General features: G+C 73.5%; 20 protein-coding genes. 13 read left to right on the top strand and 7 right to left on the bottom strand.

The genetic code is table 11. From position 1 onward, the window contains the following. Window positions 1–118: 118 nt before the first annotated feature. Window positions 119–454, bottom strand: coding sequence for a YnfA family protein (locus tag CP969_RS22280; protein ID WP_004984815.1), 336 nt, complete (start codon window positions 452–454; stop codon window positions 119–121). A 153-nt stretch (window positions 455–607) separates the two neighbouring features. Between CP969_RS22280 and CP969_RS22285 the strand changes: the two genes are divergently transcribed. The 8 genes from CP969_RS22285 (at window position 608) to CP969_RS22320 (ending at window position 9497) form a co-directional block, all read left to right on the top strand. After that, window positions 608–1108, top strand: a complete 501-nt coding sequence (locus CP969_RS22285) for a MarR family winged helix-turn-helix transcriptional regulator (RefSeq protein WP_016825137.1) — start codon at window positions 608–610, stop codon at window positions 1106–1108. A 221-nt stretch (window positions 1109–1329) separates the two neighbouring features. Continuing rightward, a complete protein-coding gene (locus CP969_RS22290) occupies window positions 1330–2457 on the top strand; it encodes an LLM class flavin-dependent oxidoreductase (protein WP_004984810.1) in 1128 nt (375 codons plus the stop codon). Continuing rightward, window positions 2454–3080, top strand: a complete 627-nt coding sequence (locus CP969_RS22295; RefSeq protein WP_004984808.1) for a CE1759 family FMN reductase — start codon at window positions 2454–2456, stop codon at window positions 3078–3080. The genes CP969_RS22290 and CP969_RS22295 overlap by 4 nt, the downstream gene beginning before the upstream one ends. Before the next feature lie 73 nt (window positions 3081–3153). Continuing rightward, entirely contained in the window at window positions 3154–3873 is a 720-nt protein-coding gene (locus CP969_RS22300) for a response regulator transcription factor (RefSeq protein ID WP_016825136.1), read from the top strand. Window positions 3874–3907: 34 nt separating this feature from the next. Further along, window positions 3908–5362: a sensor histidine kinase gene (locus tag CP969_RS22305; RefSeq protein ID WP_016825135.1), complete on the top strand. Its 1455-nt coding sequence runs from the start codon at window positions 3908–3910 to the stop codon at window positions 5360–5362. 137 nt (window positions 5363–5499) lie between these two features. Continuing rightward, complete coding sequence (locus tag CP969_RS22310; protein ID WP_026084974.1) at window positions 5500–6765, top strand: ArgE/DapE family deacylase; 1266 nt, start codon at window positions 5500–5502, stop codon at window positions 6763–6765. A gap of 150 nt (window positions 6766–6915) precedes the next feature. Continuing rightward, entirely contained in the window at window positions 6916–7623 is a 708-nt protein-coding gene (locus CP969_RS22315) for an AAA family ATPase (RefSeq protein WP_016825133.1), read from the top strand. Window positions 7624–7772: 149 nt separating this feature from the next. Then, complete coding sequence (locus tag CP969_RS22320; protein ID WP_150475022.1) at window positions 7773–9497, top strand: sigma-70 family RNA polymerase sigma factor; 1725 nt, start codon at window positions 7773–7775, stop codon at window positions 9495–9497. A gap of 259 nt (window positions 9498–9756) precedes the next feature. On the opposite strand, the gene CP969_RS22325 is transcribed toward CP969_RS22320, so the two are convergent. The 5 genes from CP969_RS22325 to CP969_RS22345 all read right to left on the bottom strand — a co-directional run bounded on the left by CP969_RS22325 (window position 9757) and on the right by CP969_RS22345 (window position 15622). Next, window positions 9757–10287, bottom strand: coding sequence for an SHOCT domain-containing protein (locus tag CP969_RS22325; RefSeq protein ID WP_016825131.1), 531 nt, complete (start codon window positions 10285–10287; stop codon window positions 9757–9759). A gap of 95 nt (window positions 10288–10382) precedes the next feature. Then, complete coding sequence (locus tag CP969_RS22330) at window positions 10383–11750, bottom strand: PP2C family protein-serine/threonine phosphatase (RefSeq protein ID WP_016825130.1); 1368 nt, start codon at window positions 11748–11750, stop codon at window positions 10383–10385. 826 nt (window positions 11751–12576) lie between these two features. Next, window positions 12577–13770, bottom strand: a complete 1194-nt coding sequence (locus CP969_RS22335) for a PP2C family protein-serine/threonine phosphatase (protein ID WP_026084972.1) — start codon at window positions 13768–13770, stop codon at window positions 12577–12579. Between the two features lie 140 nt (window positions 13771–13910). Continuing rightward, window positions 13911–14426, bottom strand: coding sequence for a DUF5994 family protein (locus CP969_RS22340; RefSeq protein WP_223887001.1), 516 nt, complete (start codon window positions 14424–14426; stop codon window positions 13911–13913). A gap of 233 nt (window positions 14427–14659) precedes the next feature. Beyond that, a complete protein-coding gene (locus CP969_RS22345; protein ID WP_016825102.1) occupies window positions 14660–15622 on the bottom strand; it encodes an STAS domain-containing protein in 963 nt (320 codons plus the stop codon). 750 nt (window positions 15623–16372) lie between these two features. On the opposite strand from CP969_RS22345, the gene CP969_RS22350 reads away from it, so the two are divergent. Then, the gene (locus CP969_RS22350; RefSeq protein WP_016825101.1) at window positions 16373–16786 is read left to right on the top strand and encodes a DUF5994 family protein; all 414 of its coding nucleotides are present in this window, start codon (window positions 16373–16375) and stop codon (window positions 16784–16786) included. Window positions 16787–16897: 111 nt separating this feature from the next. Here CP969_RS22350 and CP969_RS22355 read toward each other — a convergent pair whose 3' ends face one another. Next, the gene (locus CP969_RS22355; RefSeq protein WP_171817478.1) at window positions 16898–17542 is read right to left on the bottom strand and encodes a hypothetical protein; all 645 of its coding nucleotides are present in this window, start codon (window positions 17540–17542) and stop codon (window positions 16898–16900) included. Between the two features lie 358 nt (window positions 17543–17900). Here CP969_RS22355 and hemL point away from each other — a divergent pair, with 358 nt between their 5' ends. The 4 genes from hemL (at window position 17901) to CP969_RS22380 (ending at window position 22153) form a co-directional block, all read left to right on the top strand. Next, a complete protein-coding gene (gene hemL, locus CP969_RS22365; protein ID WP_004984781.1) occupies window positions 17901–19217 on the top strand; it encodes a glutamate-1-semialdehyde 2,1-aminomutase in 1317 nt (438 codons plus the stop codon). Window positions 19218–19258: 41 nt separating this feature from the next. Next, window positions 19259–19906, top strand: a complete 648-nt coding sequence (locus CP969_RS22370; RefSeq protein WP_050793884.1) for a histidine phosphatase family protein — start codon at window positions 19259–19261, stop codon at window positions 19904–19906. A gap of 143 nt (window positions 19907–20049) precedes the next feature. Continuing rightward, a complete protein-coding gene (locus CP969_RS22375) occupies window positions 20050–21456 on the top strand; it encodes a polysaccharide deacetylase family protein (protein WP_078495512.1) in 1407 nt (468 codons plus the stop codon). Between the two features lie 67 nt (window positions 21457–21523). Further along, window positions 21524–22153: a TlpA family protein disulfide reductase gene (locus CP969_RS22380; RefSeq protein ID WP_016825099.1), complete on the top strand. Its 630-nt coding sequence runs from the start codon at window positions 21524–21526 to the stop codon at window positions 22151–22153. Window position 22154 lies beyond the last annotated feature (1 nt).

Consider the following 22154-nt stretch of genomic DNA (forward strand, 5'->3'; position numbering starts at 1 on the left):
GTGGTGCGGCGGGCCCGGCCAGCATAAGGCGGGCGGGAGGGCCTTTGGCGGGGCGGTGTTCCGGCACGGGGATGTCCCCCGGTACCGAGGTGCCCCGGCGGGCCGGGGTGCCCGTCCGTCAGCCGTTGCGCGGTGCCCACATGATCAGGGCCATGCCGGCGAGGCACACCAGCGCGCCGGCGATGTCCCAGCGGTCCGGGCGGTAGCCGTCCGCGACCACGCCCCACAGGATCGAGCCGGCGACGAAGATGCCGCCGTAGGCGGCGAGGACGCGGCCGAAGTGGGCGTCGGGCTGGAAGGTGGCGACGAAGCCGTAGGCGCCGAGGGCGAGGACGCCGCCGGCCGCCCACATCCAGCCGCGGTGCTCGCGCACGCCCTGCCAGACCAGCCAGGCACCGCCGATCTCGAACAGGGCGGCGAGGACGAACAGGGCGGCGGAGCGGAGGATCAGCATGCGGGCAGCTTCGCACGCCCGTTCCGGTCACCGGCGCGTCACCTGATGGACGGCGCCTGGTGCGGACCGCGCGGGGGATACATCCGCTGGACGGGCACAGAAGGAGTAGAGGGCGCGGAAGCCGCAGAGGGTGCAGAGGGTGAGGAGCGGGAGATGCCGGAGAGCAGGCGGTCGGGCCTGATGGCGGAGCTGACCGTGGTCTCCCGGCGCTCCATGGCGTCCCAGGCCCTGTTCAACCAGGCCCTCGCCGACCATCTGGGCCTGCACCCCACCGATCTGCAGTGCCTGAACCTGCTCACGCTGGAGGGCGGCCCGGTGACGACCGGCCGGATCGCGGAGCTGACCGGGCTGACGACCGGGTCGGCGACGCGGCTGGTGGACCGGCTGGAGCGGGCGGGCTACGTGGTCCGGGAGCGGGACGAGGGCGACCGGCGGCGGGTGCTGGTGGCGACGGTGCCGGAGCGGGCCGCCGAGTTCGGGCGGGTGTGGGAGCGCCTCGGCGGCGACTGGGCCGCGCTCTTCGAGGACCTGGACGACTCCGAGCTGGCCCTGTTCATCGACCGGATGAGGCGGACGACGGACTTCGGCGCGCGGCAGGCCGCGCGTCTGCGGGCGGGGGAGGGCCGGGAGGTCTCGCCCGCCCCGGCGCCGTAGCGCTCCCGGGTGCGGTGCACCGCGTCGGCGCGGGGTTCCGACCGGTCCTGCACGGCGGTCGGGAGCGGGTCCGGGCCGTGGTCGGGCGGGGTGCTGCGGCGTCCGGTGCCGGTGCCGTGGCCGCGGCGTCCGGAGGGAGGGGGCCGGGGTGGGAATAGGGGGCGAGGGGGAGCCGTTCACGGGTATAGTTGAAGCGTAAACAACCTGGAGGATGAGCGGCCATGCAGTTCGGGATCTTCACCGTCGGGGACGTCACCCCCGACCCGACCACGGGGCGTACGCCGACCGAGCGCGAGCGCATCAAGGCCATGGTCGCCATCGCCCTGAAGGCCGAAGAGGTGGGCCTGGACGTCTTCGCGACCGGGGAGCACCACAACCCGCCGTTCGTGCCGTCCTCGCCGACCACCATGCTCGGCTACATCGCGGCCCGCACCGAGCGGCTGATCCTCTCCACCTCCACCACCCTGATCACCACCAACGACCCGGTGAAGATCGCCGAGGACTACGCGATGCTCCAGCACCTGGCCGACGGCCGGGTCGACCTGATGATGGGACGCGGCAACACCGGACCGGTGTACCCCTGGTTCGGGCAGGACATCCGGCAGGGCATCAACCTCGCCGTCGAGAACTACGCCCTGCTGCACCGGCTGTGGCGCGAGGACGTCGTCGACTGGGAGGGGAAGTTCCGCACCCCGCTGCAGGGCTTCACCTCCACGCCCCGCCCGCTGGACGGCGTACCGCCGTTCGTCTGGCACGGCTCGATCCGCTCGCCGCAGATCGCCGAGCAGGCCGCGTACTACGGCGACGGCTTCTTCCACAACAACATCTTCTGGCCGGCCCACCACACCAAGCAGATGGTCGAGCTGTACCGGAACCGGTACGCCCACTACGGGCACGGCACGCCCGAGCAGGCCATCGTCGGTCTCGGCGGTCAGGTGTTCATGCGGAAGAACTCGCAGGACGCCGTGCGCGAGTTCCGGCCGTACTTCGACGTCGCGCCGGTCTACGGCCACGGGCCCTCGCTGGAGGAGTTCACCGAGCAGACCCCGCTGACCGTGGGGTCCCCGCAGCAGGTGATCGAGAAGACGCTGTCCTTCCGCGAGTACGCCGGCGACTACCAGCGCCAGCTGTTCCTGATGGACCACGCCGGTCTGCCGCTGAAGACCGTGCTGGAGCAGCTCGACCTGCTGGGCGAGGAGGTCGTGCCGGTGCTGCGTGAGGAGTTCGCCAAGGGCCGGCCGGCCGAGGTGCCGGACGCGCCCACCCACGGTTCGCTGCTGGCCGGCGCGAAGGAAGCCGCCGCCCAGAAGAAGGACCAGAAGAAGGAAGAGGAAGGGGCCCGGGCATGAAGCTCGTCGTCGTATCGGCGGGACTGAGCGTGCCGTCGTCCACCCGGCTGCTCGGCGACCGGCTGGCCGCCGCGGCCGCCGGACCGACCTCGGCCGAGGTGCGGGTGATCGAGCTGCGCGACCTCGCCGTGGCGATCGCGCACAACTTCACCAGCGGTTTCCCGGAGCGGGCGCTGGCCGACGCGTTCGACGCGGTGGCGGCGGCCGACGGGCTGGTCGTGGTCACTCCGGTGTTCTCGGCGTCGTACAGCGGACTGTTCAAGTCGTTCTTCGACACGCTGAGCGTCCACGACGAGGAGGCCCTCGCCGGGAAGCCGGTGCTGATCGCCGCCACCGGCGGCACCGCCCGGCACTCGCTCGTCCTGGACCACGCGCTGCGTCCGCTCTTCGCCCACCTCAAGGCCGTCGTCGTCCCGACCGGCGTGTACGCCGCCTCCGAGGACTGGGGCGCCGAGGGCCTGGACGGGCGCATCACGCGGGCGGCCGGCGAGCTGGCCGCGCTGATGGGAGCCCCCTCCGCCGCCCGGCCGACGGGCGGGGACACGGCCGGGGAGGACACGGCCGGGGGACTGACGGTGGTGCCGTTCGAGGAGCAGCTGGCCGCGCTGCGGCCCACCGGGTGAGACCCGGGTAAGAAGCGGGCCCCGGCGGAGGACGCCGGGGCCGGGGGACGGGAACGGTTGGCACACTGGGCCCGTGCCGCACACCGTTCTGCTCGCCGAAGACGACCGCGCCATCCGCAACGCCCTGGAACGCGCCCTGACCCTGGAGGGCTACCGGGTCACGGCGGTCGCCGACGGCGTCGAGGCCCTGGCGCAGGTCCACCGCAGCCGGCCCGACGTGCTGGTGCTGGACGTGATGATGCCCGGCATCGACGGACTCCAGGTGTGCCGGGTGCTGCGCGCCGAGGGCGACCGCACGCCCGTGCTGATGCTGACGGCGCTGGTGGAGACCGCCGACCGGATCGCGGGACTGGACGCGGGCGCCGACGACTACGTCGTCAAGCCGTTCGACGTGGAGGAGGTCTTCGCCCGGCTGCGCGCCCTGCTGCGCCGGGCCCGGCCCGACCCGGAGAACGGCGGCAGGGCCCCCGCCGCCGGGCCCCCGGAGCCGGCGGCCCCCGGGCGCGTCGTCGAGGCGGCCGGGGTGCGCCTGGACCCGCAGGCCCGCCGGGCCTGGCGGGGCGGGCGGGAGCTGGAGCTGACCCGCACCGAGTTCGAGCTGCTGGAACTGCTGATCCGCAACGCGGGCGTGGTCCTGGACCACTCCACCATCTACGACCGCATCTGGGGCTACGACTTCGGCCCCGGATCCAAGAACCTCGCCGTCTACGTCGGCTACCTGCGCCGCAAGCTCGACGAGCCGCAGCTGATCCACACGGTGCGCGGGGTGGGTTACGTGCTGCGGGAGGACTGACGTGCCCGCGGGCGCGGGAGGCACCCCGGGCGCTGTGGGCACGGTGGGCGCCCCGGGCCGTGCGCGCCGGCCGGCGGCCGCCCGGCGGGGGCTGCTGTCGCTGGGCACCACCTTCGCGGTGGCGTTCGCGGTGATCACCGCCACGGTGACCGTCCTGGTCGGCATCCTCTCCTACAACGCGGCCGCCCGGCTGGTGCGGGTGGACCAGCAGTCCGTGTTCGACGAGGTCGTGCAGGACCTGCGCGGCGAGGTGCGGGAGAACCGGATGACACCGGTCGACTTCTCCTCCACCGCCCCCGGCCACGACCTGGTGCGGCCCGCCCGGACCGACGTGCAGGTGCTCGGACCGGACGGCAGCGTCTTCGACCCGGGCAGCCCGGGGCTGCCGGTGGTCGCCGCCGACCGCCGGATCGCGGGTGCCGCCCCGGCCGGCGAGGTGGTGGTGCACGCGGAGGTCGACGTCGGGAACGACATCTACCGGGTCGCGACCGTCTCCCTGGGCGGCGGCCGGGGCGCGGTGCAGGTCGCGCAGGAGTTCAGCGACACGGAGGACCTGCTGCGGACCCTCCAGCGGCGCACCCTGGTCCTGATGGCGGCGGTGGTGGTCGCCGCCGGGCTGTTCGGCTGGTGGCTGGCCCGGCGCATCACCCGCCGGCTCGTCGTCCTCACCCAGGCCGCCGAGGTCGTCGCCCGCACCCGCCGGCTCGGCATCCAGGTGCCCGTCGCCGGCCACGACGAGGTGGGCCGCCTCGGCCGCGCCTTCGACCGGATGCTGGGCCGGCTCGCCCAGTCCGAGGAGGACCAGCGCCGGCTGGTCCAGGACGCCGGGCACGAACTGCGCACCCCGCTCACCTCGCTGCGCACCAACATCTCCCTGCTGCGCCGCATCGACGAACTGCCGCCCGGCACCCGGGAGGAACTCGTCGCCGACCTCACCCAGGAGGCCCGCGAGCTGACCGACCTGGTCAACGAGCTCGTCGACCTCGCGGCCGGGCAGTCCGACACCGAGCCGCCGCAGCGGGTCGACCTCGCCGACATCGCCGAGGACGTGGCGGGACTGGCCCGGCGCCGCAGCGGGCGGAAGGTCGTGGTCCGGGCGAGCGGCGACACCACCACCGACGGGCGGCCCGGGATGCTCACGCGGGCGCTGTCCAACCTGGTCGAGAACGCCGTCAAGTTCGACCGGGACGGCAGGTCGCCCGTGGAGATCCACGTCGCCGGCCCCGCCCGGCCGGGCACGGTGCGGGTGGAGGTGCGCGACCGGGGGCCCGGGATCGCCGACGACGACCTGATCCGGGTCTTCGACCGCTTCTACCGCGCCGCCGACGCCCGCTCCCTCCCCGGGTCGGGCCTCGGCCTGTCCATCGTCCGCGAGGTGTCCCTCGCGCACGGAGGGGCACCGTACGCCTTCCGCCGGGAGGGCGGCGGGACGGTGATCGGGTTCACGGTGGGCGGCGGCGCGCCGGACCGGACGGACGCCCCGCGCTGACGGACGCCCCGCGCTGAGAGCGGGCGGCCCCGCCCCGGGGTGGGGCCGTCACCGCATGGGGGCGGACCGGGGTGAGCATGTATGCGTTCGGGGCCGCGTACGTCGCCGCCCCGCGGGACGAGGGGAGGGACGGCGGCATGCCGACGGACGAGGAGGCCGCCGCGCTGGCGGCGATCGACGAAGCGGCTCTGGGGCGGACCCTGCTGGAGCTGATCGCGGTGCCGAGCGTGACCGGGAGCGCCGCCGAGTCGGAGCTCCAGCACCTGCTGGCCGGACGGCTGGAGCGGCTCGGCCTGGAGACCGACCTGTGGTCGATGGACCTGCCCGCGCTGCGCGCGCACCCGGACTTCCCGGGCACGGAGGCGCCCCGCGAGGAGGCCTGGGGCCTGGTCGGCACCACCCCCGACGGCGGCGACGGGCCGACCCTGATCCTCCAGGGCCACGTCGACGTCGTACCGCCCGGGGATCCCGCGGCCTGGGACGGCGACCCGTTCGTGCCCCGGGTGACCGGGGACCTCGTGCACGGGCGCGGGGCCTGCGACATGAAGGCCGGCCTCGCGGCGCAGCTCGCCGCGCTCGCCGCGATACGGGCGGCCGGGATACGGCTGCGCGGCCGGGTGGCCGTGCACTGCGTCGTCGGCGAGGAGGACGGCGGCCTCGGCGCGTTCGGCACCCTGCGGCGCGGCCACCGCGGCGACGCCTGCGTCATCGCCGAGCCCACCGCCGCCACGCTGATCACCGCCAACGCGGGCGCGCTGACGTTCCGCATCACCGTGCCCGGCAAGGCGGCGCACGGCAGTTCACGGGAGCTGGGGGTGAGCGCCGTCGATGCCTACCTGCCCCTGCACCGGGCGCTGGCCGCCCTGGAGGCCGAGCGCAACCGCGACCCGTCCGCGCTGCTGGCCGAGTACCCGATCCCGTACGGCCTGTCGGTGGGCACGGTGCGCGCCGGGGACTGGGCGAGCAGCGTGCCCGACCTGCTGGTCGCCGAGGGCCGGCTCGGCGTGCGGCTCGGCGAGGATCCGGCCGACGCGCGCGCCGAGCTGGAGCGGTGCGTGGCCGAGACCTGTGCCGCCGACCCCTGGCTGCGGGACCATCCGGCCACCGTGAGCTGGCCGGGCGGGCAGTTCGCGAGCGGCCGGCTGCCCGAGGGGCACCCCCTCGCGGACGTGGTCGGGGCCGCGCACGCCGACGCGACGGGCGGCCCGCGACCGCGGGAGCGCGGGGCGACGTACGGCAGTGACCTGCGCCTCTACACCGGCGCCGGCGTCCCGACGCTGCAGTACGGCCCGGGGGACATCGCGGTGGCGCACAGCGAGCGGGAACACGTGTCGCTGCGCGAGACGACGACGGTGGCACGGACGCTGGTGCTCACGGTGCTGCGGACGGTGGGGACGAAGTGAGGCGAGCGGCGGGCGGGGAGGGGAGGCGGCCGACGGGAGGGGAGTAACGCGGGGAGCGGTGGGCGGGGAGCGAGGGGGAGCGGCGGGCGGGGAGCGAGGGGAGCGGTGCACCGCTCACCCGTCGCCCGGCCCCTGTGCGAAACTCGACCGGTGATCATCGAACGCGCGTACGCACACGGGGGTCCGTACGACGCGGGGGAGTGGCCCTGGTCGCTTCCCTGTGTCCGTGAACTCCTGCGTGACGGACTGCGGTTCACCGCGCCGGTGACCTTCGTCGTCGGCGAGAACGGCTCGGGGAAGTCGACCCTCGTCGAGGCCCTGGCGGAGGGGTTCGGACTGGACCCCTGGGGCGGCTCGCACGAGTGGCGCTACGCGAGCCACCGGGCCAAGTCCCTTCTGGGCGAACGCATCCGCTTCGACGCGGCTCCGCACGGCCGCCGCATGCTCGGCTCCTGGTCCGCCCGCCAGGGCTTCTTCCTGCGCGCCGAGACGGCACTGGACGCGCTCGACCGGGAGGGGCTCGCACCCGACGCCCGCAGTCACGGCGAGGGCTTCCTCGCCGCGTTCCGGGACAAGTTCCTGCGCCCCGGCCTCTACGTCCTGGACGAGCCGGAGGCGGCCCTCTCCTTCTCCTCCTGCCTCGAACTGATCGGCCACCTCGACCGGTTGACCCGCGAGGGCGCGCAGGTCGTCTGCGCCACCCACTCCCCGCTGCTGACCGCGCTGCCCGGCGCGGACATCGTCGAGGTCGGCGACCACGGCATGCGCAGGACCACCTGGCAGGACCTGGCCCTGGTCGACCACTGGCGCCGCTACCTCGCCGACCCGCGGGCGTATCTGCGGCACGTACTGGAATGACTCCCGCGCTTTTCGTTATCCGGCCCCGGGCGGCGGCTCTCCTGCTGTGACGGGACAGAACGGTCCGGGACCGAGAAGGAGCGTGGACGAGCGTGGCAGCGAGCAGCGAACCCGGCAGGGAGACGGTCGAGGCGGCACGGCGTGGGGACATGCGGGCCCAGGACGAACTCGTCTCCGCCTACCTCCCGTTGGTCTACAACATCGTGGGCCGGGCCCTGAACGGCCACCCCGACGTGGACGACGTGGTGCAGGAGACCATGCTCCGCGCCCTCGGCGCGCTCGGCTCGCTGAACGACCCCGCCCGCTTCCGGTCCTGGCTGGTCGCCATCACCATGAACCAGCTCCGCCACCACTGGCGCAGTGAGCGGGGCGACCGGTTGGTGCCGGTCCCCTCGGGCCTGCACGACGCGTACGACGTCGCCGACCCGGGCGCCGACTTCGTGGACCTGACGATCGTGCGGCTCGGGCTGGAGGGCCAGCGGCGCGAGGCCGCCGAGGCCACCCGCTGGCTGGACCCCGACGACCAGGCGCTGCTGTCGCTGTGGTGGCTGGAGGCGGCGGGCGAGCTGACGCGGGCGGAGGTGGCGACCGCGCTGGAGCTGTCGCCGCAGCACACGGCGGTGCGCGTGCAGCGGATGAAGGCGCAACTGGAGACGGCCCGGCTGGTGGTGCGGGCGCTGTCCGCGCAGCCGCGCTGCGTGCTGCTGGACGACGTGGTCGCGGCCTGGGACGGCGCCCCCTCGGCCCTGTGGCGCAAGCGCATCGCACGTCACGCCCGGGACTGCACGGTCTGCGCGGGTTTCCAGTCGGGGCTGGTGCCGGCGGAGGGCCTGCTGGTCGGACTGGGGCTGGTGCCGGTGGGGGCCGGCCTGCTCGGCGCGGCCGGCTTGTTCAGCGGCCTCGGCGCCGGGACGGCGGACGCGACGCCGCTGTCCTCCGCCGGGACCTTCGCCGAGAGCACGGCGGCCCCGGGGGACCTGCCGACGGAGCCGGGAACGGCGACGGCGTACGGGGAGTCGGGCCCGGCGCCCGTCGACCCCCCGACCGAGGCCCTCGGGACGGTGGCGGTGGACGGGGCCCGTACGAGCCGCGCGAGCCGTCGCGGCCAGAGCCGTGCGCAGAAGCGGCGGGGCAGGAACATCGCGGCTGTGGCCGCGGCGCTGCTGGTCACCGGCGGCACGATATCCGGGATAACCCTCCTGACGCCGGACGACGGAGGGGGCAGGACCCGGGCGGCCGCCACGGTCCGCCCCGAGCCCACCGCCTCCACGCCCTCGTCGCCGACCCCCTCCGACGCGGCCTCCGCCTCTGCCTCGGCCTCCTCCTCACCCTCGGCCTCCGCCTCCACCTCCACCTCCGCCGAGCCGTCGCGGGAGCCGAGCGCCTCGGCCACACCGAGCCCCGGCAGGACCCGCACGACCTCCGCCGCCGCACGCCCCGCCCAGCCCGGGAAGACGCCGGCGCGCCCGGCGGCGCCGCCCACCGCGCCCGCGGCCGCTCCGGGCGGCACCCCGGCCGCCCAGGTCCTGGCCCTCACCAACACCGAGCGGGCCGAGGCGGGTTGCGGACCCGTGACGTTCGACGACCGCCTGGCCAGAGCGGCCCAGCTGCACAGCGAGGACATGTCCGCCAACGACTACTTCTCCCACACCGGGCAGAACGGCAGCAGCTTCGTCGACCGGGCCAAGGCCCAGGGACACCCGAGCCCGGGCGCCGAGAACATAGCCCGCGGCCAGAGCTCCGCCGCGAGCGTCATGGAGGCCTGGATGAACTCCCCGGGCCACCGCGCGAACATCCTCAACTGCTCGCTCAGGACCCTGGGCGTCGGCGTGGTCACCAGTGACTGGACGTGGATCCAGGTGTTCGGCTACTGAGACGACCGCGGGCCGGGCGGCTGAACACCCTCCCGGGGCGCGGTGCCGGGACCTTCGACCGTCCCGTTCGGTCCGGTTCGGCAGCGGCCCCGCGGGGCCGGGAAGAACCGACGATGCCGTGCCGAGCGGGCCGCCGAGGGGCTTCCACGGCCGGGCGAAGCCCCCGCCCCGACACGGCCCCCGGCCGTACGACCCGACCGGGGACCGTTCTCGCTGCTCCCCGCGCGGAGGCGGTTCGCCGCCACCGCGTCGGCGCGCGTCACATGCGGGCGAGGATCTCCGCCTTCTTGGCCGTGAACTCCTCCTCCGAGAGGATGCCCGCGTCCCGCAGTTCCGCCAGCTGCCGCAACTGCTCGACCGGCGTGCTCGCCTGCGGCGCGGGGGCCGCGGCCCGCGCGGGGGGAGCGGCGGGAGGGGCCTGGTCGGGGGCGGGGACCTTGCCGAGCACCAGGTCGGTGAGCAGCGCCTTGATGCCCGGGGCCGAGTCGTGCGGCACCCGGAAGTCGATCGTGTTGCCCGAGGCCACCACCACCACCTTGGTGTACATCAGGCCGTCCCGCTTGGTCACCACGCTGGAGATGTTCTTGACCGGGATCATCTCGGTGCCCGCGTCGGAGCTGCGGACCCCCGTGGCCAGGAGCGACGCGCCGCCGGTCAGGAAGCCCGCCGTGAGCTTCTTGGCGCTCATGCCACGGCCCCGGGACCACTCGACCCGGTCGTGGTAGATGGCCACGTCGGCGTTCTTGCCCTCGATGTGGCTCTTGAAGGTCATCAGCGCGTTGCTGGACATAAGGGTGCTCCTGACTTCCATGCGGCGTGGTACGTGCCGCCCGCAAGAGGACACACACCGGGACACAAAGGTTGTACGGACGCCGGCGGCCCCGTTCAGCCCTCCTTCCCCGTCGCGGCGAAGAGCCGGGCGGGGCCGGGGCCGAGGGGGACGCGGAGGGCGAGGACGGCCATGTCGTCGTGGCCGTCGCCCGGGTGGTGGTCGGCCAGTGCCTGCACGAATTCCTGCAGGGGCCGTGCGACATGGGCGGCGGCGAGGCCGGCGAGCGCGGTCAGGCCCTCGTCGAGGGAGCGGGCGGGGTGCTCGACGAGCCCGTCGGTGAAGAAGACCAGGGTGGATCCCGCGGGCAGGGGGCGGCGGTGGTCGGGCCGTCGCTCGCCGGTGTTCACCCCGAGCGGCAGGCCCGGCTCGGCGTCCAGGTACCTCGTCTCCGGTCCGGGGCCGACCAGCAGGGGCGGGAAGTGCCCGGCGGTGCTCCAGTGCAGCGCCCACCCGGACTCCCCGGGTTCGATGCGCGCCAGGCAGGCCGTGGTGACCGGGATGCCCGCGGTGACGTGCAGGGTGCGGTCCAGCTGGGTGAGGACCTCGCTGGGCGGGGTGCGGCGGTCGTAGAGCAGCGCGCGGAGCATGCTGTGGGTCCGGGCCATGGCGGCGGCCGCGTGCAGGTCGTGGCCGCCGACGTCGCCGATCACGACGCCGACCGCGTCGTCGGGCAGCACGAGGGCGTCGTACCAGTCCCCGCCGAGCCGGTTGGGCTCGGCGGCGGGCCGGTAGACGGCGGCGGCGGTGAAGGGGCGCAGGTCGGGCAGCGTGGGCAGCAGCAGCCGCTGGAAGGTCTCGGCACTGTCGCGGACCCGACCGAACAGGCGGGCGTTCTCGATCGCGATACCGGCGGCGCCGGCGAGGGCGACGAGGATGTCCTCGTCGTCCCGGTCGAAGGGCTGCCCGTCGCGGCGTTCGGACAGGTAGAGGTCCCCGTAGATCTTGCCGCGGACGCTGATGGCGACTCCCAGCAGGGTGCGCATGTGCGGATGGCCGGGCGGGAACCCGACCGAGGCGGGATGGGAGGGGATGTCGTCGACGCGCAGCGGCTCGGGGTCGCGGATCAGGAGTCCGAGCACGCCGCGGCCGTGGGGGAACGCCACCCCGGCCAGGTCGGCGCGTTCGTCCTCGCTCAGCCCCGCCGTGATGAGGTCCTCGAGGTGCTCACCGGACTCGTGCAGCACGCCCAGGGCTCCATAGCGGGCGCCGACCAGTTCCGTGGCGGTGCTGACGACGCGCCGCAGCACCGCCGGCAGATCCAGTTCACTGCTGATGGCCAGCACCGCGCCCAGCAGACCCCGCAGCCGGTCCCTGGCATCGGTCAGGGCCCGCAACCGCGCGCCGATCCGGTCCAGCTCGGTGTTCAGGCGCAGCCCGGCGCCGGGAGGCTCCGGCTGCTCGGGCCGGCCCTCGCCGCTCACCGCGCACACCCCTGACGCCGGGGTGCGGCGGAGGCCGTGTCCCGTGCGCCGCACCGGGCGCCGGGGACCACGGCGGCGGCCGTCGCCCGCGCCGGGACCGCCGGACCCACCCGGCGGTCACGACGGATCCGCTCATCCAGCCACTCACACGGTCGGTACACCCGGCCTCCCGACACGACCGTGATCGAACAGGATCACAGCGTGACACGGCGAACAGTTCCCTCCGGTCATCACTTCGAATTATCACTCGGAAAGGGGCATATCCGGCTTGAACAGAAGCGAGCGGCTCTTTCCGGCCCGGTGGGGCGTGGCCGCGGGGGCCGCCGGTGTGGGCGAGGGCGGCGGGGTCCGGCAGCCGACGGTCGCCGGGGCCTCCCGGGGGACGACCAGGATCACCATGACGCCGACGGGCATGCGGGTGCTGAGATACCGCACGGTGGCGCCGGTCCGCCTCGGACCGTCGCGGCCGGCTGTCCCGGCTCGAGTGAGAACGGCGGCCGGTGCCGGCCGGGCGGGGCCCGGGGCGCATCGACGCCCCCGAGCCCCCGACCAAACCCAAGCGTCCTCACTGTGCCCCGGCGGCCTGACGGCCCTTTCCGGCACATGACGAGGGCCGGGGCCCGAAAGTCCCCGCCCGAACGCCGCGAAAACCCGGCTCAGGGCCACACCAGCCGCCCGCGCCGCGATGGCCCGGGCGGTCCGGGCGGACAACACCAGCCAGGCGGAACAGATCCTCGTCGAGACCGGGAGCGGGCGCGGTTCGTCGGACTGACGGGCCGTCGCTGGGCGGGTCCGGCGGAACGGTGCCGGACGACAGGGGGGGAGGTCAGCCGCGCCACTCCACCATGAGCAGCGTCGCGTCATCGCTGGTCTGTCCGCCCCGCGCCCGCTTGAGCGTGTGGGACAGGGAACGCGTCACCGCCCGGATGCCGCGGCCGGTCCTCTCCAGATGGTTCACACAGTCGATCAGCTGGTCCTCCCCGAACTCCTCCCCACCGCTCTTGTGCTCCTCGACCAGTCCGTCGGTGAAGCAGAGGACGCGGTCCCCGCGCACCAGCCCCAGCTCGCTGATCCGAGGCACCGAACCCCCCAGGCCGACGGGGAGGGTCGTCGGGGCGACCAGGCGCTGCGCGACGCGGTGGTCGCGGACGAGGATCGGTGACGGGTGCCCGGCGTTGACCCACTGCAACCGCCCCGTCGTCGTGTCCAGCTGCATCATCTGCGCGGTGACGAAGTGCTCGGGACCGAACTGCTCGGCCACGGCGCGGTCCATGAAGTCGTAGATCTCCGACAGCCCGATGCCGGAGCGGCGGGCGTGACGGTAGGCGCCGATGGCCACGGTGGCCATCGTGGCCGCGTCCAGTCCGTGGCCCATCGCGTCGATCATGACCACATGGAGGACGTCGCCGTTGAGCGCGTAGTCGAAGCTGTCGCCGGCCACGTCGTAGGCGGGTTCCAGGACACCGGCCACGGCCACCCGCGGCATGATCATCGCCAAGGGCGGCAGCAGGGACCACTGGATCTCCGCGGCGACGCTCATCGACTCACCACGTCGGACGCCGAAGAACAGGTCGGAGTAGCCGTGCTTGGTCACCAGCAGGTCGGCCACCAGGCCGGAGATCCTGTGCAGCAGGCGACGGTCGTCGTCGTCGACGTTGTCCAGCGTCACCGCCATGACCCCCACCTGGTCACCGCCGTCCAGCAGGGGCAGATGGACCCGGACGCCGTTCTCCTGGGGCAGCTCGACGGGGACGGCGTCGAGAAAGCAGCGGCCCGCCTCGGAATCGTCGATCACCTGTGGTTCCCCGCCCGTGAGGCCCTCACCGGGCAGGGGCACGAGCAGCAGCTGCCCGTAGTCCTGCAGCAGCACCTGCGGCCGGCGGCCCCCCAACCGCTCCACCACATCGGCGACCAACGGCCCGATCAAATGGGGCGGCAGCTCATGCGCGCGATCGAGAACCGCGCCCAGCAGCGCCTCCCCGAGGCTTTCGGAACGGTCCGCGCGCCGTCCGTGCGTCACCGCCTCACCCGCCGTACTCCGCACGGAGCGGTTGCGGTGGGAGGGGACGACGAAGAGACAGCTCGTGCCATGGGCTCCACCGGGAACGTCGACGACCGGAGCGGCCGGCCGGTCACCTGGGCCCGACGGACGTCGGGCCCTCACCTGGGTCCGGGACCTCCCTCCGACTCCCCTGCGGCCTCTGCGCCGAGCTCGTTCTCGGCGAGTGCCAGGATGCGTGGAGCCGACAACGGGTTCTCGGGGTCGGCGGCGGCGGTCAGCAGCCGGGCGGCCGCTCCGGCCGGCTCGTCGGGTGGGATCACCAGCAGCTCCCAGCGACCCACCGTGCCGCAGTCCACGGTGATGGCGTGCGCCTCGGCGGCGAGGTCGGTCCGGACCACCTCGATCACGTGGTCGGGCGCCATCACCGTCCGCGGGACATCGGGCCAGGACGCGGTGTCCACGGTGACCCGGGTGACCGTGCCGACGGCCGGATCCAATGAGCCGATCAGTGCGGGCAACTCCAGTTCCAGCGCGTTGCAGCGAGGCCACCAGGCTCCGTCCAACGGGCCGTGGCTGACGCCCGGCGTGAGGCGCAACCGGGGCAGGGGCATCCGATAGGTGCCGGCGTCACCGGATGACGCGGCTTCGTCGGGCCTTGTGATGGCATCCGTCATGCGATCCCCTCCCGGACGGCCTGCGGCTGTCCGCGTCTGTCACTCGCCGGGGCGGTACCGCCGGGGGACGGGGGCCCGAAATGCTCCCGGTACGTGCCAGGCTACTCCCGGCCCTGACGGACGGCGCGGCGCGCAGTCGCCGCGCGGACACAGGTTCGTACGGCGGACGACAGGCCGCGACGTGACCGCCTCGAAGCGGCAGGGCCGCCGGCTCGTCGCCCCCCACTGCTTGATCACCGGGCTGTCGGGGACGGCGCTCCCGTGCTCAGGACGAACAGACAGGGGGCGACACGTCCGGGCAATCCGATGACCTCGCCCATGTTCTCCCAGCCCCAGCACGAAAACGCGGCCTGTCCCGCCCGGTCGGCCGGATGGAGGAGGGTGACTCCGAGGGAGGAGTGCCGGTCGGTAAGCAGATGCTGCTGCAGGCGGCGGGCGATGTCGCGGTGTTGAGGGTGCGGATGGGCCACGACCTGGGTGAGGACGACGAACCGCGCGCGGGAGGTCAGCCGTTGGACGGTTTCCTGGAGCGTTCCGGCGATCCCCTGGCGGCCGGAGCCGTCAGGGCCCACGGGAAAGCCGAAGACACAGCCGACCAACACCGTCGTTTCGGCGACCAGCAGCGCGAAGCCGGGACGCCGGGCACTGACCGCCAAGCGGCGCAGGAAGTCCGCACGGTCGTGGTACGCCTCACCGGAGGTACCTGCGACAGACTCCCCGGCGAGGTCCGCGATGTCTTCCCGCACCCCTTCGGCCTGCCACCGGGTCAGTCGGCGGACGCGGATCCCTTCCTCGGGGATCGGCTGATCCGATCGGTGTCCCGGGCTCTCGCTCCCCATGAGGTTGCCGGACGCCGTGGGCGACACGGGACTCACGGGGGCCTCAGGGAGCAGCGACGTCGATCCGGTGACCGTGAGGAGCTGAGCGATCTGCGCGCACGGGTGGTGCAACCGCAGTGAGGCGTGTACGAGGTCGGCACGCCGTGACGCCGACAGGAGGACGTCCAAGCCCTTCACGTCGCAGCATCCGACCGCCGCCAGATCGACGTCGATGAGGGTGACGCCGTCGCGCAGGCACTGCTCCAGTGCGGCCCGCAGCAGGGGCGTGGTTGCCGGTCCGATGTCACCGGCGAGCGTGACGAGGGTCTGTTCCCCCCGGTTCCGCCGGTGGACGTCCAGCCGGGAAAGGGCCGTCACGCCTCCGCTCGGCCGGGCCCGGGGCCCGGTACGAGGCGCTGCCACAGCCGTGGAGAGGTCGGGCGGTGTTGCTTCGACCGCGGTGGACATGATGCCGACCCGTCTCCGCACCGGCCACAGGGACGGCCCGGGGTTCGTTCCTCGCCGAGGACGACCCGGCGTGGTGGCCGGAGTACGTGATGCCCTCGGTATCTCAACAGTACGTCGCCCGCAACCGGCGGAGACCGTGACGAGTCCCAGGAGTACCGTGGGAGACGTCGAGGGTACTTCGTACACCGGTGACAGGGCCGGTCTCGTCCTCGGCGCGTGGCACGGTCCGAGCCGCGCGACACCACACGAGCCGCTTTCCACGGCCCGGGGCAGGTTCCGCCCCATGACCACCGAGTTCCCGCACCGACCCGCGGACGTTCCGAACGGTGCCCCCGCCGAGGGCAGGGGCGGGGTACGCATCGTTTCCACGGACGTCGAGGTGGCCCGGCACGTCGCGGATGCTCTCCGGCCGCTGTGCGCAGGGGGCGAGCAGCGCAGCTGTCCGGCCTTCCCGTCGGGGCGGGGGACGCGTCCTCACCTCACGCTCGACCCCGCCCCGGGCGCCGGCCCGCTCCTTCCCCGGCCGGAGGCCGGCAGACCACCGGCCGACCGGACACGTGCAGGCGGGACCGCGCCCCAGCGGCGGACGCCGGGCCGGCCGACGCCTGCCGGACTCCCGACCGCGCCGAGCCCGCCGTCCCTACGGCTCCAGGAGCTCTCATGACTTCGCCCTTCCTCCCTCCGTCCTCCGCCCGGCTGCGGCTGGGAGAGCACTCCGGCCCGCGTGGCTCGGCCCGGCACATCGACGGGGCCTGGTGGCCGAGGTCGTACGACCTGACCACCGAACTCCCCGGACTCCTCGCCGCGTTGCCGCACCGCTGGGGACACATCACCAGCGTCCTCGTGAACGGGGCCGTGTGGTCGCTGTCCGGGGACGGCATGCTCATCGAGGACCAGTGGGTGCACGCGCGCGGGACGGACTCGCCGCGAGCCGGACACACCGCCTGCCTCCTCGCTCCTGGACAGGGCCGCTGGGACCTGCTCGTCGTGCCACCCGCCGCGACGGAGGCGGAAGCCGAACGGCTCATGGAGACGGCCGCGGCTGACGACCCGTTCGTGGGGTGGACTGCCTGACCCCGGCGGCCCGGGCTGGGCCGGTGCGCCGACGGGCCGCCCGGCGGCCCCTCCTGGCACATGACGGGGGCGGGGCCCGAAAGCCCCGCCCGAACGCCGCGAAAACCCCGGTCAGGGCCACACCAGGCAGTACGGCTGGTGCCCCGCCTCGTGCAGCCGGTGGCTGAAGTCCTGCCACTCGTGCAGCAGTCGGTACACGTTGAAGGCGTCCCGCGGTCCGCCCCGGTCCGGGACCGTCGACCAGATGAACGCCGCCGCGCCCACCGCCTCCTCGCCTATGTCCCGCAGGGGGTCGACGACCGTCATGGGGAGTTTCACGACCGCGTAGTCGGGGTGCAGGACGACCAGTTCCAGGGGCGGGACCTTGTGCAGGGGGACGCCCTCGATGCCGGTGAGGACCATGGCGGCCATGGTCTCCGGCTTGATCTTGGTGAACATGCCGTTCATGCCGAGCTCGTCGCCGCCGAGTTCCTCGGGACGCATCGAGATCGGGACGCGGGCCGCGGTGGCGCCGTCCGGGGCGCCGAAGTACTTGTACGTCACCCCCACCCGACCACCATTCCTGCTCCCCGCCCTCAGCGGGTCGACCCGTCCGTCGATCCGCCCGAGCTCGCTCGGTACACCGTGTGCCTGACGCGTTTCGTCCGTGCTCTCCGCGTTCTCCGCGTGCTCCGCCTCGCGTCGGTGCCTTCCCCGCCGGGCACGTCGAGGACCCAGGCCGTCGGTCCCCTCGCCCAGTCCGCCACCGCGATGCATATCTCCACCCGACTGCTTTTCTAAGGCGCGCGGCCCCCGGCGCGCAACCCGATCATCGTGTCAGTGACCTCCCCCACGGCCGCCCGCCGAAACGTGCGGTGAGACATCTGTCCGCGGGGACCTCGCAGCCTTCGGCCGTCACGGGCTGTGTGAGCTGCGTGTATCGGACGCCAGTTTCGCAGATCACGGCGGATCGGGGGGCCGGAAGCCGCAGGGTGTGGCCTGATGTGCCGGGGAGGCCGCCCCGGGTCCCGGCCCCCGGCCGCCCCGTCCGCCCCTGGCCTACCCTGAACAGGTCACGCGCTCCCGGAGCCCGGGAAGCCCGAGAAGTCGGAGAAGGTCGGAGAAGTCGCAGGCCATGAGCGAACTGCCATACCCGTACGAAGCCCAAGCCTCGCAGGCGCTGTTCGATCGTGCCGCGGCCGTCACACCCGGTGGCGTGAACTCGCCGGTGCGTGCCTTCCGCGCCGTCGGCGGCACTCCCCGGTTCATGGTGTCCGGCAGCGGGCCGTACCTGACCGACGCCGACGGGCGGGAGTACGTCGACCTCGTGTGCTCCTGGGGACCGATGATCCTCGGGCACGCGCACCCTGAGGTGATCGCCGCCGTGCAGGAGGCCGTCGCACGCGGTACGTCCTTCGGCACGCCCGGTGAGGGCGAGGTCGCGCTCGCCGAGGAGATGGTCGCCCGGATCGAGCCCCTGGAGCAGGTGCGGCTCGTCTCCAGCGGGACCGAGGCCACCATGTCGGCGATCCGGCTCGCCCGCGGTTTCACGCGGCGCTCCAAGGTGGTCAAGTTCGCCGGCTGCTACCACGGCCACGTCGACTCGCTGCTCGCCTCCGCCGGGTCGGGGGTGGCCACGTTCGCGCTGCCGGACACCCCGGGCGTCACCGGTGCCCAGGCCGGCGACACCATCGTGCTGCCGTACAACGACCTCGACGCCGTGCACGCCGCCTTCGCCGCGCACCCCGGCGAGATCGCCTGTGTGATCACCGAGGCGTCGCCGGGCAACATGGGCGTCGTACCGCCGCTGCCCGGGTTCAACCAGGGGCTGAAGGACGCGTGCGCCGCGAACGGCGCGCTGTACATCTCCGACGAGGTGATGACCGGGTTCCGGACCAGCCGTGCCGGGTGGTTCGGCGTGGACGGGGTCCGGCCGGACCTGATGACCTTCGGCAAGGTGATGGGCGGCGGCTTCCCGGCCGCGGCCTTCGGCGGGCGGGCCGACGTCATGGCGCACCTCGCCCCCGCCGGGCCCGTCTACCAGGCCGGCACCCTCTCCGGGAACCCGGTCGCCACCGCCGCGGGCCTCGCCCAGCTGCGGCTGCTCGACGACGCCGCCTACGAGAAGGTGGACGCAGTCTCCGCGCAGATCCAGTCCCTGGTCACCGAGGCGCTGACCAAGGAGGGCGTGGCGCACACGCTGCAGAACGCCTCCAACATGTTCTCCGTGTTCTTCACCGACCGCCCGGTGCGGAACTACGAGGACGCCAAGGCGCAGGAGTCGTTCCGCTTCACCGCCTTCTTCCACTCCCTCCTCGGACACGGCGTCTACCTGCCGCCGTCCTCCTTCGAGTCCTGGTTCGTGTCCACCGCGCACGACGAGCGGGCCGTGCAGCGGATCGCCGACGCCCTGCCGGCGGCGGCCCGGGCGGCGGCGGAGGCGACGGCGTGAGCACCCCGAAGAAGGACGACGACGTCACCGTCGTCCACCTCATGCGGCACGGCGAGGTAGAGAACCCCGAGGGCGTCCTCTACGGCCGCCTGCCCGGCTACCACCTCTCCGGGCTGGGCCGGCGCATGGCCGACCGGGTCGGGGAGCACCTCGCCTCCCGCGACATCACCCACGTCGTCGCCTCCCCGCTGGAGCGGGCGCAGGAGACGGCCGAGCCCATCGCCAAGGCGCACGGCCTGGACATCGTCACCGACGAGCGGCTGATCGAGGCCGAGAACGTCTTCCAGGGCAAGACCTTCGGCATCGGTGACGGCGCGCTGCGCCGCCCGGCCAACTGGAAGCACGTCGTCAACCCGTTCAAGCCGTCCTGGGGCGAGCCGTACCTCGACCAGGTCGTCCGCATGATGGGTGCGCTGAACGCGGCCAAGGACGCGGCGCGCGGCCACGAGGCGGTGCTCGTCAGCCACCAGCTGCCGATCTGGATCGTGCGGTCCTACGTCGAGAAGCGGCGGCTGTGGCACGACCCGCGCAGGCGGCAGTGCACGCTCGCCTCGCTGACCACCTTCACCTACCAGGGCGACCGGATCGTCTCCGTCGGCTACAGCGAGCCGGCCCGCGATCTCGTCCCGGCCCACCTGCTCGCCGGCGCCAAGCCGGTGAAGGGGAAGGGGAAGGCCTACGGGGCCTGAGCCCCGGCAGGGACGGGCGCGCCGCGCCGTCCGGGCACCGTCGCCGCGTTCGTTGCGAAACCTCCGCATATGGCGGGAACCTCCGCCTCCGTCACGTCCTCTGACTGAGTGACCACCTTCAGGACGTGACGATCGGGGAGGCCATGCGCACTCTCACTCGCAGGGGAATGCTCGGGCTCGGCGCGGGCGCCGCGGCCGCCGTCCCGCTGGCCGGCTGCGGCGGCCACACAGGGTCGGACGGCGCCGCCCCCGCCGGCGGTTCCCGTTCCGGCGGGGGCGGCGACCGGTCCGGGACGCCGGAGCCGGAGCCGACGCAGACGGTCCGCCCGATCGGCGACGGCTCCACCGCCTACACCGGCAGGCAGCCCCACCAGCCCGCCCGGCCCGTGCCGCTGGAGCCGGGTCAGACCCCGCCGCAGTTCGTCGTCTTCTCCTGGGACGGGGCCGGCGAGGTCGGCAACGGGCTCTTCCCGCGCTTCCTGGACCTCGCCCAGGAGCACGGCGCGCACATGACCTTCTTCCTCTCGGGCCTGTATCTGCTCCCCGAGTCGAAGAAGCGGCTCTACGACCCGCCGAACAACCCGCGCGGCGCCTCCGACATCGGCTACCTCACCGACGAGCACATCAGGGACACCCTGCGGAACCTGCGCCGGGCCTGGCTCGAGGGGCACGAGATCGGCACCCACTTCAACGGCCACTTCTGCGCCGGCTCCGGCAGCGTCGGCACCTGGACGCCGCGGCAGTGGCGCAGCGAGATCGAGCAGGCCAAGTCGTTCGTGAAGGAGTGGCGGACCAACTCCGGCTGGACCGACCTGGAGCCGCTGCCCTTCGACTACGACAAGGAACTCGTCGGCGGCCGTACGCCCTGTCTGCTCGGCCAGGACAACCTGCTGCCCACCGCCCGCGCGCTCGGCTGGCGCTACGACGCCTCCTCGCCGGGCGGGCGCCAGGTCTGGCCGGCGAAGAAGAAGGGCATATGGGACCTTCCGCTCCAGCAGATACCTTTCCCCGGACGTTCCTTCGAGGTCCTGTCGATGGACTACAACATGCTCGCCAACCAGTCGCTCCACTCGACCAACGCGCCCGCCCGCCACCACCCGGGCTGGCGGGAGCAGGCGGCCCAGGCGTACATATCGGGCTTCAAGCGGGCGTACGAGACGAACCGGGCACCCTTCTTCGTCGGCAACCACTTCGAGCAGTGGAACGGCGGCATCTACATGGACGCCGTGGAGGAGGCGCTCCGGCACATCGCGCGCGAGAAGGAGAAGGGCGGCGATGTGCGCCTGGTCTCCTTCCGGCAGTTCGTCGACTGGCTGGACGTGCAGAAGCCGGAGGTGCTCGACCGGCTCCGCACCCTGGACGTCGGCCAGGAGCCGGCCGGCGGCTGGAAGGGCTTCCTGCGGGAGACGGGTGGCTCCGGTACGGGCAGCTCCGGTACGGGGACGGGTGGCTCCGGTACGGGGACGGGTGGCTCCGGTACGGGTACGGGTGGCTCCGATGCGGGTACGGGTGGCGCCGACGCCGGAACGGGTGACCGGAACGCCGCCTGATACGCGGGTTCCTCCCCCGTACGGGGGGTGCGCAAGATCCCCAGAACGGGCATGCGAAACTTTTCACATGAGTGCCGCCAGCCGTGCCCCCCAGCGCGCGAACCGCGCCACCCGCGTCCGCCGCCGCGCCGTCCTGACCGTCGGTGCCGCCGCGGCCGCGCTGCTCGTCTCCGCCTGCAGCTCCGGCGGGACGTCCGGTGGGGGCGGCAACACCAACTTCGTCACCGGCACCGACGGCATCGCCACGGTCGCCAAGGGCGAGCGCGCCACCGCGCCCGACCTGTCCGGCAAGACCCTCGAGGGCGAGCAGCTCGACGTCGCCGACTACCGGGGCAAGGTCGTCGTCCTCAACGTCTGGGGCTCCTGGTGCAACCCGTGCCGCGCGGAGGCCAAGCACTTCGCCAAGGTGTCCGAGGACTACGCCGACCGGGGCGTGCAGTTCGTCGGCATCAACACCCGGGACACCAACACCCGCTCCGCCCTCGCGTTCGAGGAGGAGTTCGGCATCGCCTACCCGAGCCTGTACGACCCGGCGGGCAAGCTGATGCTCCGTTTCGAGAAGGGCACGCTCAACCCGCAGGCGATCCCCTCCACCCTGATCCTGGACCGGGACGGGAAGGTCGCGGCCCGCTCCCTGTCCGCGCTCAGCGAGGAACGGCTGCTGAAGATGCTCGAGCCGGTCGTCGCGGAGAAGTGAC

This window comes from Streptomyces viridosporus T7A (assembly GCF_008704515.1).
GTDB lineage: Bacteria > Actinomycetota > Actinomycetes > Streptomycetales > Streptomycetaceae > Streptomyces > Streptomyces viridosporus.

Excerpts from the sequence above, each read along its gene's own strand:
- CP969_RS22350 (WP_016825101.1), top strand. The coding sequence starts at position 16,373 with ATGACTTCGCCCTTCCTCCCTCCGTCCTCCGCCCGGCTGCGGCTGGGA.
- hemL (WP_004984781.1), top strand. The coding sequence starts at position 17,901 with ATGAGCGAACTGCCATACCCGTACGAAGCCCAAGCCTCGCAGGCGCTG.
- CP969_RS22375 (WP_078495512.1), top strand. The coding sequence starts at position 20,050 with ATGCGCACTCTCACTCGCAGGGGAATGCTCGGGCTCGGCGCGGGCGCC.
- CP969_RS22320 (WP_150475022.1), top strand. The coding sequence starts at position 7,773 with ATGCGGGCCCAGGACGAACTCGTCTCCGCCTACCTCCCGTTGGTCTAC.
- CP969_RS22355 (WP_171817478.1), bottom strand. The coding sequence starts at position 17,542 with ATGCATCGCGGTGGCGGACTGGGCGAGGGGACCGACGGCCTGGGTCCT.
- CP969_RS22340 (WP_223887001.1), bottom strand. The coding sequence starts at position 14,426 with ATGACGGATGCCATCACAAGGCCCGACGAAGCCGCGTCATCCGGTGAC.
- CP969_RS22370 (WP_050793884.1), top strand. The coding sequence starts at position 19,259 with ATGCGGCACGGCGAGGTAGAGAACCCCGAGGGCGTCCTCTACGGCCGC.
- CP969_RS22280 (WP_004984815.1), bottom strand. The coding sequence starts at position 454 with ATGCTGATCCTCCGCTCCGCCGCCCTGTTCGTCCTCGCCGCCCTGTTC.
- CP969_RS22285 (WP_016825137.1), top strand. The coding sequence starts at position 608 with ATGCCGGAGAGCAGGCGGTCGGGCCTGATGGCGGAGCTGACCGTGGTC.
- CP969_RS22325 (WP_016825131.1), bottom strand. The coding sequence starts at position 10,287 with ATGTCCAGCAACGCGCTGATGACCTTCAAGAGCCACATCGAGGGCAAG.
- CP969_RS22290 (WP_004984810.1), top strand. The coding sequence starts at position 1,330 with ATGCAGTTCGGGATCTTCACCGTCGGGGACGTCACCCCCGACCCGACC.
- CP969_RS22310 (WP_026084974.1), top strand. The coding sequence starts at position 5,500 with ATGCCGACGGACGAGGAGGCCGCCGCGCTGGCGGCGATCGACGAAGCG.
- CP969_RS22380 (WP_016825099.1), top strand. The coding sequence starts at position 21,524 with ATGAGTGCCGCCAGCCGTGCCCCCCAGCGCGCGAACCGCGCCACCCGC.
- CP969_RS22295 (WP_004984808.1), top strand. The coding sequence starts at position 2,454 with ATGAAGCTCGTCGTCGTATCGGCGGGACTGAGCGTGCCGTCGTCCACC.